General features: G+C 30.6%; 11 protein-coding genes and 1 tRNA gene. 9 read left to right on the forward strand and 3 right to left on the reverse strand.

Annotated elements, in window-relative coordinates; translation table 11 throughout:
* Positions 1-2085: 2085 nt before the first annotated feature.
* From EDL80_RS00850 to EDL80_RS00860, 3 genes are all read right to left on the reverse strand, one after another.
* Entirely contained in the window at positions 2086-3603 is a 1518-nt protein-coding gene (locus EDL80_RS00850) for an HlyD family type I secretion periplasmic adaptor subunit (protein ID WP_158406329.1), read from the reverse strand.
* 321 nt (positions 3604-3924) lie between these two features.
* Positions 3925-4539: a COQ9 family protein gene (locus tag EDL80_RS00855; RefSeq protein ID WP_158406330.1), complete on the reverse strand. Its 615-nt coding sequence runs from the start codon at positions 4537-4539 to the stop codon at positions 3925-3927.
* 508 nt (positions 4540-5047) lie between these two features.
* On the reverse strand, positions 5048-6676 hold the full coding sequence (locus tag EDL80_RS00860; RefSeq protein ID WP_158406331.1) for a ribonuclease J: 1629 nt from the start codon (positions 6674-6676) through the stop codon (positions 5048-5050).
* Positions 6677-6989: 313 nt separating this feature from the next.
* Here EDL80_RS00860 and EDL80_RS00865 point away from each other — a divergent pair, with 313 nt between their 5' ends.
* The 9 genes from EDL80_RS00865 (at position 6990) to rplK (ending at position 14391) form a co-directional block, all read left to right on the forward strand.
* On the forward strand, positions 6990-7583 hold the full coding sequence (locus EDL80_RS00865; RefSeq protein WP_158406332.1) for a hypothetical protein: 594 nt from the start codon (positions 6990-6992) through the stop codon (positions 7581-7583).
* Positions 7584-8912: 1329 nt separating this feature from the next.
* The gene (rpsL, locus tag EDL80_RS00870; protein WP_158406333.1) at positions 8913-9284 is read left to right on the forward strand and encodes a 30S ribosomal protein S12; all 372 of its coding nucleotides are present in this window, start codon (positions 8913-8915) and stop codon (positions 9282-9284) included.
* A 16-nt stretch (positions 9285-9300) separates the two neighbouring features.
* A complete protein-coding gene (gene rpsG / locus EDL80_RS00875; protein WP_158406334.1) occupies positions 9301-9783 on the forward strand; it encodes a 30S ribosomal protein S7 in 483 nt (160 codons plus the stop codon).
* Between the two features lie 23 nt (positions 9784-9806).
* Positions 9807-11876, forward strand: a complete 2070-nt coding sequence (fusA, locus tag EDL80_RS00880; protein WP_158406335.1) for an elongation factor G — start codon at positions 9807-9809, stop codon at positions 11874-11876.
* An 18-nt stretch (positions 11877-11894) separates the two neighbouring features.
* On the forward strand, positions 11895-13082 hold the full coding sequence (gene tuf / locus EDL80_RS00885) for an elongation factor Tu (RefSeq protein WP_158406336.1): 1188 nt from the start codon (positions 11895-11897) through the stop codon (positions 13080-13082).
* 22 nt (positions 13083-13104) lie between these two features.
* Positions 13105-13181, forward strand: a tRNA-Trp gene (locus EDL80_RS00890).
* 37 nt (positions 13182-13218) lie between these two features.
* On the forward strand, positions 13219-13416 hold the full coding sequence (gene secE / locus EDL80_RS00895; protein ID WP_158406337.1) for a preprotein translocase subunit SecE: 198 nt from the start codon (positions 13219-13221) through the stop codon (positions 13414-13416).
* Positions 13406-13945 carry a transcription termination/antitermination protein NusG gene (nusG, locus tag EDL80_RS00900; protein ID WP_158406338.1) on the forward strand — a complete coding sequence of 180 codons (540 nt, stop codon included), beginning with the start codon at positions 13406-13408 and terminating at the stop codon, positions 13943-13945. The genes secE and nusG overlap by 11 nt, the downstream gene beginning before the upstream one ends.
* A 2-nt stretch (positions 13946-13947) precedes the next feature.
* Positions 13948-14391: a 50S ribosomal protein L11 gene (gene rplK / locus EDL80_RS00905; protein WP_158406339.1), complete on the forward strand. Its 444-nt coding sequence runs from the start codon at positions 13948-13950 to the stop codon at positions 14389-14391.
* Positions 14392-14401 lie beyond the last annotated feature (10 nt).

The following is a 14401-nucleotide window of genomic DNA, read 5'->3' on the forward strand; positions in this document are numbered from 1 at the left end:
GAATTCGTGAATTTTTACTAAATAAAAGTTGATATCAAGAGGAAAATAAGAATGTAAAACTACCTAATACAAAATTTCCTTTATTTCGAAATGGGCAGCTGGCTATATAATTGTATTAGTTATGGTTTTTGACTAGTCTTATATAGGGTTAGTCCCATGTAGTTAAAGGTTTGAAATTATATAGGTAAGAGTGGAAAATATATTATGTGAGAAATTATTCGATATTAATATGATGTAAAAGATAAAGATTGTGTAGTAAATATAAGCTACATAGATATGCAAAAGTAATTAGCATGAGTAACTTTATACTAATGGTTTATTTGGTGGGTAGTTTTTACACTACATTTTATTAGTTATATATAATTCTAAGGGTTATTAATTATGTGAATAATACGCAAAGAAAAAATTAATTAATAATGATTGTGTAGAAGTGGTGTTTAGAATAATTCTGGTAAAATATATAAGCTTTGTAGGTAAAGTAAGTAGTAATTTAACAAGATAAATGTAGTTGTTGTTTTTTTTTTTGAATTAAATATTAATTTGTAGTGACTTATGTATCGTGTATCAAGTGAATAATATTGTGTAATAATAATAGTAAATTTATCTAATATTATACTATCCTAATTCACAGGTAGTTTGTTATATATCAGACAGTTAGTAATGATATAAGAACTAACGTAGTTTGTGTAGTAGAGTTTTATAGAAAATTATTTTCAATGTGTTTTTATGCTGTTTTGTCAGCAGTTGTTAAGTTCTATATGTGAATGATAATATAGGTGAGTGAGGTGTTGATATTATAAGATATAAGGTTTTATAATTATAGTTTTGTACAAAATAAAATGGTTTCATGATGTTAACACATTGTAGATTTAGATATAATAAGTTGTTAAATACCTGATTCTGCTATTAGGAATTTTCTTATAGATATAATAGATTAGTTGTTGTAAATTTAGTTTGATGTTGTCATTTACTAGGTGTAGTAATGCATAATATGTCTTAGCTTATATAACAAAACTTACAGATCAATATTATAAAAAAGCGTAGTATAAGGAGTATCAGTAATGCTAATCAAAAGCGTTTATATGTTTTAAAGTAAAGTTCTACAGTTTTTCGAATGCATGGTTATTATTAGTTTAATTTAGCACTTCTACTTAGAAAATAATTTTATTTCAAAATTTAGGTGGACATTTGTTTTTGTTAAATCGAATAAATTAGTGCTGAAATTTTTTTATTGTGGTTGGTATTGGTGTGTTAGTTCATAGCTATAGTGTATATAATGTGTATAGGGAAATTTTTGTTTATTATTACTAACTTGTGGTTCTTCTGAATAAAAATAAGTAGTTTTTGGTGCAAAATGTATTTGGAGATAAAATATGTTTTGTAAGAAAAGCTATTTTCTTAATTCTAAATATAGAATATGTATTATTTCATTTGATCTGTAGTGTTGAGTGCAGCTAAATTGTGTTAATACTAATATGTAGCGGTTAGTATTGGGATAATAGAGACTTAGTTTCTGATAGAGTAATGTGTTTACAGGTATGATATATTTGGTAAAAAGGGCTATTTTCTTAGTTATGAATATCTAATGTATATTGTTTCGTTTGGTCTATAGTGTTGAGTGCAGCTAAATTGTGTTAATACTAATATGTAGCAATTAGTATTGGGATAATAGAGACTTAGTTTCTGATAGAGTAATATGTTTACAGGTATGATATATTTGGTAAAAAGAGCTATTCTCTTAGTTATGAGTATCTAATGTATATTGTTTCGTTTGATCTGTAGTGTTGAGTGCAGCTAAATTGTGTTAATACTAATATGTAGCAATTAGTATTGGGATAATAGAGACTTAGTCTCTGATAGAGTAATGTGTTTACAGGTATGATATATTTGGTAAAAAGGGCTATTCTCTTAGTTATATATCTAATGTATATTGTTTCGTTTGATCTATAGTGTTGAGTGCAGTTAAGTTGTGTTATTCCTAATATGTAGCGGTTAGTATTGGGATAATAGAGAACTTAGCTTCTGGTGAAAAGAATATGTTTAAGGGCATGGTATACCTGTAAGAGTAGCTATTTTTTTTATGAGCTACCTTTCATTAAACGCTTTTTCAAATGTACTTGTTATAGGGGTAAATAGGTAATTAAGTAAAGTACGTGATTGTGTTATAATGAAAACTTCTGCTGGCATCCCTGGATATAACCTGAGATTTTTAAGTTTTTTAGACTGTTCCTTAGGAATAATTACTTGTATCTTGTAATAACGCATGCCGTTTGCTTCAGTTAGTGCGTCAGCTGATACTTGTGTCACTATTCCATTTGCTAACCCAACTTTACGTATGTTGTAAGCACTGAGACGTACTTTTGCTTTTAAACCTTTGTAATTTTCGTACGATACCATATTAACTTCTTTTGCTTGTGCTGATAATATTTCTTCTATGTTTCGTGTTTGTATTTTTGCATCTATAACTAAGTCATCGTCTGATGGAACTACGTTAGTAATAGGTGCTCCAGGTGGTATAACACCTCCTTCTGTATGGTATTTCAGTCCTGTAATAATCCCTGATTGAGGGGATCTTACTACTGTACGGTCTAGTACATCTTGGGCAGTTTTCATTCTTTCTTTTAGGTCTGCAATTGCAGAAATTGTGTCTTTGAGTTCAATACTTATCTTATTTTGTACGTTATTGGTTATATTGATTATTTCTAATTTGTTTTCTCCAATTTTTTGATTTACTGATGCGATGGAAGATTCTATTTGTCCTATTTTCCCCTGAGATTCAGCATGTTGCCGTTCAAGGGCAATTATGTAAGGTTTGCTTATATATCCATCTGCTAGTAAGCTTTTTTTAGCCTCTAATTCTTCCTTGATTAGTTGATGTTGTGTCATTGCTGACGTTAATTGTGCAGATAATCCTGATAATTCTTGATGTAATTGCTTAGTGCGTTGTTGTAAGATGTTGATTTGTCCAGATATATTTTTCTTGTGGGATTCAAAGAGCTGTTGTTGGTTCTTAATAATCTGATTTAATGTTTCTTTATCAGATAGGTTATTTATAGAGTTTGGAAATGTTATGTGGTTATGGTTATATTTTATAGCTGTAAGCCTGGCTTCTGTTGCTAGCATATCCAATAGACGTTCTTTGATTATATCTAAATTGGCCTGAGCTGTAGTGTTATGTAGGTATATTATAGGTTGATGTTTTTCTACAAACTCTCCTTCCTTTACTAAAATTTTCTTTATTATACCACCTTCTAGGTGTTGTACAATCTGTTTTTCTGATGAAGATATTACTTCTCCTTGTGCAACTACAGATCCATCTAACGGAGCAATAGCTGCCCATATTCCAAATATACCAAAGAATAATAAAATTACTATAAAACCAGTAAATAATGGACCCCATGATACCTTTAATACTTCATTTGATGTATCTTTTTTATTGTATTTAAATAAGAAGTTTATGACATTATCTACTGTGTATAGTATTTTTTGTAAAACATTTGATTTTCTTTGTGTTTCATTATTTGTTGTATGTAATGTATTATGCCCTAAAAGTTCTGGAAGAGAAAATCCTGTCTTTATAAGTTCTTTGAATTTTTTATACATATGTATTATACAGTAATTTTGACATCTAGGTTATAACATATCTAATAGATAATTATAAGATACAATTTGTTAAATAAATATCTTAAAATACATTGACTTATATAAAATTTTAATAAATTTTACTTTAAGGCCAGTCTTCTTGTTGAAAATACCAATAGCTATTGGTATGTTTTTTAAGAAATTATATATTAGCTACTTAATAATTTGATTTGGGGAAAAAGCTAGAGTTATTTGGGAAACATTGTTTGTAAATTGCCTTGGGGTTATTTTTACAGATATCAATATGATAATTCATAATTTTTAAACTTATGATATTTGGTATTAAGAATCAAATTTGACTTTGAATATATTAAACTTTTCTAATTTATTGGTTATAAAAGATTTAGCCTTGTGTACCTGTATTATGTTATTAATGCGTCTTTCTAAAAATAGGGTAGTATAAGTATGGTCTTCAGAAAAATCATTAATAAAATATATAAGAGTACTCATATATATAGCTGCTAATGTAGTTCTTTTTGTATAATAATTAAAATCAGTGGATGTGTCTCCTGCTAAGTTCCAAATGGTATTTGTTATTTTATATAATGATGTGGTAAAAAAACACATATTGTATGGTACTGCAGATAGTATATTTTTTAATAATTCTCTGTAATTTGGCAAAGATGAATAGTATATTAAACATAACTGTATAGCATGTTGTATTTTTTCTCGGATTTTAAAGTTGTTAATGTTATCTGTTGTGTTGAATTTTGTAGTAATAAAGTTAATCAGATCCTCATTAATATAGTTTAGTACATCATGTATTCCATTATGGAACTTACAGAAATCATTATATAGGTTTAAGTCTATACATGCTTTTAATAGTGTTTCGTCTGATACGCCATAAAATGGTATTAGCCTAATTGTTGTTTTTATTATTATAGAGAGATTGTCCATTATACTTATATCTTCACATTAAGCTGTATATATATAATATCAAGATCTGACAATTAGGTAAGATATTTTTTATATATAACTAATATGGTAATATTATTAAATAAATATTGAATCAAAATTACCTAATTATGGCACTGTATGTATGAATATTGAAATATTATGATATAATGCAATCTTCTATATGTATGGCATGTATAATTTATATTTACTGTATTTTGCTATATTTAAATACTATTATTACAAGATCTATAGTCAATGTTGTACTAATCTGGTATAGCAAGTGTTAAAATCCTGATAATGCTAATTTGTGTATGTTATACTTAAGTTTAATCAGTTTTAGGCATCGATAAGATATGCGCTGCAAATGATAAGATATGAGTTGTATTTAATAGTCACCAATAGTAAAGTTTAAAACATTACTTTTAGTAATAAGTATTATAGACATAATGGTAACCAATTTAGGTAAATAATATTTGAGTGAACTGTTGATTAAAAATACTTATAATAGCTAATAATCTACATATTCTATTTGTACTTCAATAAATGGTTTATTTTTTATATCATGTTTTAATGCATTAAAAACTATACTTTCTACATGATGTCTTATTTGATTTTCTTTTTTAAAATGAAGCTTAGCACCAATTCTAGATGCAATTTTTTTTATTAGCAGATTATTATCATTTGAGTTATCTAACACTCCTGGTGCGAAAATTCTTGGTGCTTTGAGTAACTCTTTTCTTCTATTGAAAATCAGTGTTACTATGATTATTCCTGCATCTCTCATTTTTTTTCGCATGAATATTACATTACTTTGTGGGTGATGTAAAAAATTACCATCCACACCAAAATAACCAGATTTTACAGAATCAATTTTTTTCCCGTGTACTATATCTATTACATCTCCTGGGTGTACTATTATTGCCTGTTCTACATTGCACTCTTGTGCAACCTTGGCATGTTCATACATATGAATATATTCTCCGTGTACGGGAATGGATATTTTAGGTCTTACTAAAGAATACATTGTACATACTTCAGGTCTAGAAGGATGACCAGATACATGTACGTGTTCCATAAATTCTGTAATTACATTAATTCCCATATTCACAAACTTATTGAATATGTTGTATATACGTTTTTCATTACCTGGAATAATTTTAGAAGAAAAAATTATAGTGTCTCCATTTTCTAATTTTGTTAAAGAATGAGAGTTATTTGCAAGTTTGGCAGTAGCTGCTAATGGCTCACCTTGGCATCCAGTGCATAAAAATAGTATTTGATTTTTTGGTAATTTATTTGCTTGAGTAATATCAATAAATTCTGGCACATCTGTCAAATACCCACTATCTTTTGCAGCTTGTATAATACGTACAAGAGATTTACCTAGTATTGCTATTTTCCTACCTAGTTTTTTTGCTACATATGCTATAGTATTAATTCTTGCAATATTAGAAGCAAATAATGATATAGCAACTCTATTGTTATGAGTTTTGAGTATATTAAATAAACTTTCTTCTAACTCACCTTCTGATCCTGACTTTTTTTTAGTAAAAATATTAGTTGAATCACATACAAGTGCTAGTACTCCATGATCTCCCAGTTCTTGTAATCTTTGTGTATTAGATAATGGACTAATTACTGGATTATCATCCAATTTCCAATCTCCTGTGTGTACTATCACTCCTTTTTCGGTGTGCAATGCTATTGCATTCATTTCTGGTATAGAATGCGTCATATTTATAAATTCAAGAGTAAATGGGCCTAATTTTAATTCTTGAGAAGGATCTATTTCTGTAATATTGACGTTTAATGAAAATTCTTTTAGTTTTGAATACAATAAAGTAGCAGTGAGCTTAGTTGCATATATTGGACATTGTAGATCATGCCATAAGTATTGTATACCTCCTATATGATCTTCATGAGCATGAGTGAGTATTATACCTAGTAGATCTTTCTTGTTTTTTTTAATGAAGCTGATATCAGCAACAATCATATCTATTCCTGGCATATTATCATCAGCAAAACCAGCTCCGAAGTCAATTATAATCCACTTGCCTTTGAAGTGGTATAAATTAACATTCATGCCTATTTGTCCAACTCCACCCAATGGTATAAACAATAAATTTTCTGTATTCATTTATTATTACATTATAAAATTTCAAAAAGTAGCATACCTTATTTAATCCTTAAAGAAAAGTATTAGGATAACTATTGTTAATTTTTTAATCCTGAGTATTCAAACATGTCCAAGTTAATAAATCTAAATATAAAGTACAATACAACTAAGTGTATAAGTGACTTAATAGGTAATTGTATTTGAAATAAATATATAATGCAAGTCAGGAGTGTGTGTTTGGTATAAAAATATCAATTACATTTATTTGATTTACCAAGTAAAAGGTTGTTAAATACTTTTGTTGTGAACAATGTTTACAAGGATATAGTGTGTAATGAAAATACAAAATATTAATTTATTTGAACAGATACGTATAACTTGTCTGTTAGTGTATGTTATAGGTGCAATATTTTTCATATTAAAGCACTATAATTTAATCAGTAGAGACTTAAATTTAGCGTCTAGTTGGTTAGTTGGTATATCAGTAGCTTTGTTCCTAACATTATCTTTTTCTAAATTAATGAGTAATTGTTTTGATAGTGTTCATAATCAGAAGGGAAAAGAATTATTACATGATAGTCAAGTTAGGAGGTCAGTAAATAACAAGCCAGCTAATAAAGTAGCGGTTTTTAGGTATGTAGGTAGTACTATACTTGTTTTTGTATGTGTTTTTAGTGGTTATTTATTAGTTCTTAATAATTTTTTTAGTGTGAATAAGGACTTTATATCAGATATTTATAGTGTTACACTAGTTGTTGGCACAGTTTTGATTGGATTATATTTTGGATTTAGAACATTAAGTGCATGTTTAGGTATCTGTAGTAATTTTGCTGATAATATAAATGTAGAAGGTACTGAAAATGTTGCAACTAAGTTAGTAGTTAAAGAGATTGAGAATCAATTATTATCATCATTTAGTGTTGTGTAAATTTAATATTTTATACTCTAATAATGTATTATATAGTATGTATGTATTAGTTTATTAGATTATGGCTGTTAACAATTGTAAATCTCGTAAATATTGATGATAAGAGGTATTTAAGTAAATTTAAAGGTTGTATGTTTTTCAATATTAGGTATGTTTGTTGCAGCTCATTAAGCTATTCAGAATTATATGTTGAGTGTACTATAATACTATTGAATTTTACACAACTGTTAAATAGGTAGCTTATATAAAATGACTTATAAAAATGCATTATCTTATTTAACAATAATAGAATAGTCCTGATTTTACAATTCATATATTATATGATGTTTTATTGAGTATCTATATTTATATAGCGGATTAGTTATAAGCACATGTAGATTTGTTGGATTAAGGTACTATTCTTAAATATAAGAAGTAATCGTAAAAAGATAAAAGACAGGGTCATGGCTTTAGTGTTTATATTCTTGATCTATGTTTGAATTCTGAGAATCAATATGAAAGTTGTAACCTTATTGATATTTATGCGTAAGACTAAATAATTGGAGATTTATGTCTTTAAATTCTTTTTGTAATAAAAGATCTGTATGTAATTATATAATGAAATTTTTGAAGTATACTTAGCACTTGTTGTTAGTGAGAATTTTGGATTTGTTGTTCTTGTGTTATGTAGTTTATGTATTGTTGGAATTGATCAAAGTTTATAGGATTTAATGGGTTATTTGAAAATATTTTGGTTAATTTTGTTGTATATGTAAATATGTTTGAGAATGTTTTGGTTATAGTCTTGTATAGGATATGCTATGCAGGTTAAGTGTTACATAATTGATTTGTTGCGCTGTGTAAGATTCTTAAAGACAGTTTGTAAAACAAGGAATATTTTGAACAAGTGAAGTTGTAGCATATGAGATGAATCATATATTTTTCACTTTATTTGTGTCTTAGGAATTATGAATGTTAGTTATGTTATTGTGATGGCATTTTGTAATTAGCTTATTGGGAAGTTAATTTGGTGAAGAGATCAATTATATGATATAAATATAATTAAGATAATTTGCTAGGTATAACGTGTTCGTATTAACCTTCTAGAAATGAATAGCTGATTGTTGTGAAATTGATAAAAATATGTAGCGACAATTATTTTTTCATAATATATATAAAAGGATACTTGAATTATTGATGAGATTTTGTAATATTGCATTTGTCAATATTGTAAAATCATTAAATTTCTATTGACTAGAATTTTTGATTCTTTTATAAGTAAGGCATGCTTCTGTAATTTAGAACATGGGATACTTTTCTATAAATTTTAAACTGTAAGGTTATTACATTATGCCAACGATAAATCAATTAGTTCGTAGTCCACGCAAATCTCGTACTTCATTGAATAAAGCACCTGCGCTTCAACATAATCCACAAAAAAGAGCAGTTTGTGTAAAAGTATATACTACTACTCCTAGGAAACCTAATTCAGCATTGCGTAAAGTTGCACGTGTAAAGATTGCTGGTTATGGTAGTGAAGTGATAGCTTATATACCAGGTGAAGGGCATAACTTGCAAGAGCACTCAGTAGTATTAATTAGAGGTGGACGTGTAAAGGATTTGCCTGGGGTTAGGTATCATATTATACGTGGTGCATTAGATTCTAGAGGGGTACAAAATAGGAAAAAAGCGCGCTCAAAATATGGTGTGAAGAAAAGTTAATTAATAGTGGTTATATATGTCTCGTCGTCGTAGGGCAAGTAAGAGGATTATTACTCCTGATTCAAAATATAATAGTGTATTGTTGGCACGTTTTATTAATGTTATTATGCGTTCTGGTGAACGGTCTATTGCTGAAAAGATAGTTTATGGAGCATTGAGTAAAGCAGAAACTCGTCTTGGTGAAAATGCTATGTCAATTTTTAATGCTGCTTTAAATAATGTAATGCCTCAAATGGAGGTTCGTTCCCGTAGAATAGGTGGTGTAACGTATCAGGTACCAGTTGAAGTAAAGGAAGATAGATCTGTTTCTTTAGCTTTGCGTTGGATTTCGAGAGCAGCAGCTACAGCTAGGAAACGTAGTAATAAAATGTATATGGATTGTTTATGTAATGAGTTATTAGAAGCCTATAATAAGCGTGGTGGTGCGTATAAGATTAGAGAAGAGAAATATAAGATGGCGGAAGCAAACAAGGCATTTTCTCATTTTCGCTTTAATTAGAATTAATTTTTGGAGATAAGTTAGTGAACATAGATAATGAATTATCTAAGTGTAGAAATATAGGAATTATGGCGCATATAGATGCGGGGAAGACTACTACTACTGAGCGTATCCTCTTTTATACTGGCAAACAAAATAGGATTGGTGAAGTTCATGAAGGTGCTGCATCTATGGATTGGATGGAGCAAGAAAAAGAAAGAGGTATTACAATAACTTCTGCAGCTACTACATGTTTTTGGAATGATCATAGGATTAATATTATTGATACACCAGGACACGTTGATTTTACAATAGAGGTGGAAAGATCATTGCGTGTTTTGGATGGTGCAGTTGCTGTATTTGATGGAGTAGCTGGTGTTGAGCCACAATCAGAAACGGTATGGCGTCAAGCTGATAAATATAATGTTCCTAGGATTTGTTTCATGAATAAAATGGACAGAATGGGAGCGAATTTTTATCGTTGTGTTGATATGGTAGTTGATCGGTTAGGTGCTACACCTCTGGTATTACAGTTACCTATAGGAATTGAGAAAGATTTTGTAGGAGTTGTTGACCTTTTAGAAATGCGTTCTATTATATGGGACGAAGAATCTCTTGGTGCAAGTTTCCATTATGGGGAAATTCCAGGAGATATGATAGATCTAGCTCACGAATATAGACATAAGCTTTTAGAAAGTGCTGTTGAATTGAATGATGAAGCGATGAATTTGTATTTTGACGGTAAGGAAGTACCTGTTCCTTTATTAAAAAGCTGTATTCGTTTAGGAGTGATTCAGTCAAAGTTCGTGCCTGTATTATGTGGGTCTGCTTTTAAGAATAGAGGGGTGCAGCCTTTATTAGATGCTGTAGTTGATTTTCTTCCTGCACCTAATGATGTTGCTATGATTGAGGGTCTTGATGTTAAGACGTCTAATCCTGTAAGTATAAAATCATCTGTGGATGAGAAATTTGTTGCGTTGGCTTTTAAAGTCATGACTGATAAGTTTGTAGGTAGTTTAACTTTTATAAGAATTTATTCTGGAAAATTATCTAGTAAGACTACAGTATTGAATGCTGTGAAAAATTCTACTGAATCTATAGGTAGAATTTTATTAATGCATGCAAATAATAGAGAAGATATAACTGAAGCTAAGGCAGGTGATATTGTTGCTTTGGCTGGGTTAAAGAAAACGGTAACTGGGGATACATTATGTGCTTTGGATTATCCTGTGGTACTAGAGCGTATGGAATTTCCCGATCCTGTTATGGAAATTGCTGTGGAGCCGAAGTCTACAGCAGATCAGGAGAAAATGGGGATAGCTTTGAGTAGATTAGTATCTGAAGATCCTTCACTTGGTATGTGTGTTAATCCTGAAAGTGGTCAAACCATTCTTAAGGGAATGGGTGAATTGCATCTTGAAGTAATTGTGGATAGAATGCGACGTGAATTTAATGTGGAGGCTAATATTGGTGCTCCTCAGGTTGCATATAGAGAAACAATTACTAAATCTGTAGAGATTGAGTACATTCATAAGAAACAGACTGGTGGTGCTGGCCAATTTGCTAAGGTTAATATATTATTTGAGCCATTGCCTCCTGGATCTGGATTTCAATTTGAAAGTAAAATCACTGGTGGTGCTATACCCAAAGAGTATATTCCAGGAGTACAAAATGGTCTTGAAGCTGTTAGAGGTAGTGGTATGTTAGCAGGATTCCCTGTGATTGATTTCAAGGCAACGTTGTTTGATGGTGCATTTCATGAGGTAGATTCTAGTCCATTAGCATTTGAGTTAGCTGCAAAAGGTGCTTTTAGGGATATGGTGAGTAAAGCTGGTGCTATATTGCTTGAGCCTATCATGAAAGTTGAAATAGTTACTCCTGATGAGTATATGGGGGATGTTATAGGGGATGTTAATAGTAGGAGAGGTAGAGTTGCTGAGATGCAAGATCGCACTAATACCAAAGTAATATTAGCATTTATTCCTTTAGCAAAAATGTTTGGTTATGTTAAGGATTTGCGATCTATGTCTCAAGGTAGGGCACAGTATAGCATGTATTTTTCCTGCTATGAGCAAGTACCTGATAACATATTAGCAAATGAAATAAAGAAGTAATATAGTAGGTGTAATGTTATGGTAGATGGAAGGAAGCCGCATATAAATGTTGGAACGATCGGGCATGTTGATCATGGTAAGACAACATTAACTGCTGCATTAACAACAGTGTTAGCAAAGAGGTTAAGTGGTGAAGGGAATAAAAGTGTCAAATATGATGAAATAGATAAAGCACCGGAGGAGAAGGCAAGAGGGATTACCATTTCAACAGCACATGTAGAATATGAGACAGAGAATAGACATTACGCACATGTAGATTGTCCAGGGCATGCTGATTATATAAAGAATATGATAACAGGTGCAGCACAGATGGATGCAGCGATATTAGTAGTTTCTGCTACTGATGGTGCTATGCCACAGACAAGGGAACATATCTTATTAGCAAAGCAGGTAGGAGTAAAAGATATAGTAGTATGGATGAATAAATGTGATGTAGTAGATGATGAAGAGATGTTATCACTAGTTGAGATGGAGATAAGGGAGTTATTAACAAAATATGGATATCCTGGTGATGATATAGATGTAGTAAAAGGATCTGCGGTCAAGGCATTAGAAGAGGAGTCAGCGGATGGTGAATGGAGTGAGAAGATAATGGAATTAATGAATGCCTTAGAGAAGATAGATTTACCAGTAAGAGAGAAAGACAAGCCATTTTTAATGTCGATAGAGGATGTATTTTCAATACCTGGGAGAGGTACAGTAGTAACAGGAAGGATAGAGAGAGGAGTAATCAAGGTAGGGGACAAGATAGATATAGTAGGTTTAAGGGATATACAAAGTACGGTATGTACTGGTGTTGAAATGTTCCATAAGGCTTTAGAGGCTGGGGAAGCAGGTGATAATGCAGGGATATTGCTAAGAGGTATAAAGAAGGAAGATGTAGAGAGAGGACAGGTATTAAGTGCACCTGGACAAATACATTCTTATAAGAAGTTCAAGGCGGAAGTATATATATTAAAGAAGGAAGAAGGTGGGAGGCACACTCCATTTTTTTCAAATTATCAACCACAATTTTATGTCAGGACCACTGATGTAACAGGTAGTATTAAGTTACCTGAAGGAGTTGAGATGGTAATGCCTGGTGATAATATAAGTATTGAAGTGAGTTTAGATAAACCAGTTGCGATTGATAAAGGATTAAGATTTGCAATTCGTGAAGGTGGTAGAACTGTTGGTTCTGGTATTATTACTGAGATTTTGGAGTAATCAATGTACATTAGTCTTTTATAGGAGTGTAGCTCAATTTGGTAGAGCCCCAGTCTCCAAAACTGGTGGTTGTAGGTTCGAGTCCTATCGCTCCTGCCATAAAGTTAATGATGTTATTGTGTAGGTAATTTTTGTAATGAATAGTATTGCTAAATTTTTATTAAGTGTGAAACAAGAAGCTTTGCATGTTTCATGGGCTTCTAAGAATGAGGTTATTGGGTTTTTATTTGTAGTAGTATTAATAATTATCTTTATGTCTATTTTATTTTGCTGTGTGGATTTTTTATTTTTAAGGTTAATAAAAATAGTACTTGGGGTAATTTATGAAGTATGAATGGTATATTATTCAAGTATCGTCTGGGAGTGAAGATAAAGTTTGTCAAGCAATTTTGGATAATTCTAAGATATTAGGAATGGCAGAAAATTTTCGTGAAGTATTTATTCCATATGAAGAAGTTACTCGAGTTAAACATAATAAGAAAGTGTTGGTAAAGAGAAAATTATCACCAGGATATGTTTTTTTGTATATGAATTTAAATGAAGATTCGGTAAATTTTGTTAGAAGTATACCAAAAGTATTAAATTTTTTAAATAATGATTTTGGGGTACCTAAGGTTATTGCAGAAAGTGAAATGGAATCTATGCGTAGGAAAATGTGTCAGAGTGTAGTAGATGATACCAATGTTATTAATTTTGACATTGGTGATGAAGTTGTGATAAATGATGGATTATTTCAAGATTTTAATGGTAAGGTTGAATATATTAATGAAGATAAGAAAGTGGCAGGAGTCAGTGTTATGATATTTGGTCGTTTGACTAAGATAGAATTTAAGTTAGAGCATATACAGAAAGTAGAGGGATAAGTATGAGTGCTGTTTTAGTATCTAAAATAAATTTGATGATAGAGGCTGGTAAGGCAAATCCTGGGCCTAAAATTGCTTCTGTATTAGGTCCTCGTGGTATACCGATGCCTAAGTTTTGTAAAGAATTTAATGATATTACAAGTAGTGCGAATAATAAATATAAGGTTGGTGATTTGGTGACTGCTAGGATATCAATTTATAATGACAAGTCCTATAGTTTTACAATTAGTGATTCTCCTGTATCTTATTTATTAAAAAAAGCTGCTGCAATTGATAAAGGTTCGGTTAATCCAGGAAAAGAGAGTGTAGGTAAAGTTAAAATGTCAGCTGTTTGTGAGATAGCAAAACGTAAGATGTCTGATATGAATGCTGATACAGTGGATGCTGCAGTTAAAATGGTTATTGGTACAGCATCTTCTATGGGAATTGTTGTAGAGCAGGATTAAGTTGAGTATT

It is taken from the genome of Ehrlichia ruminantium (assembly GCF_009728835.1).
Taxonomy (GTDB): domain Bacteria; phylum Pseudomonadota; class Alphaproteobacteria; order Rickettsiales; family Anaplasmataceae; genus Ehrlichia; species Ehrlichia ruminantium_B.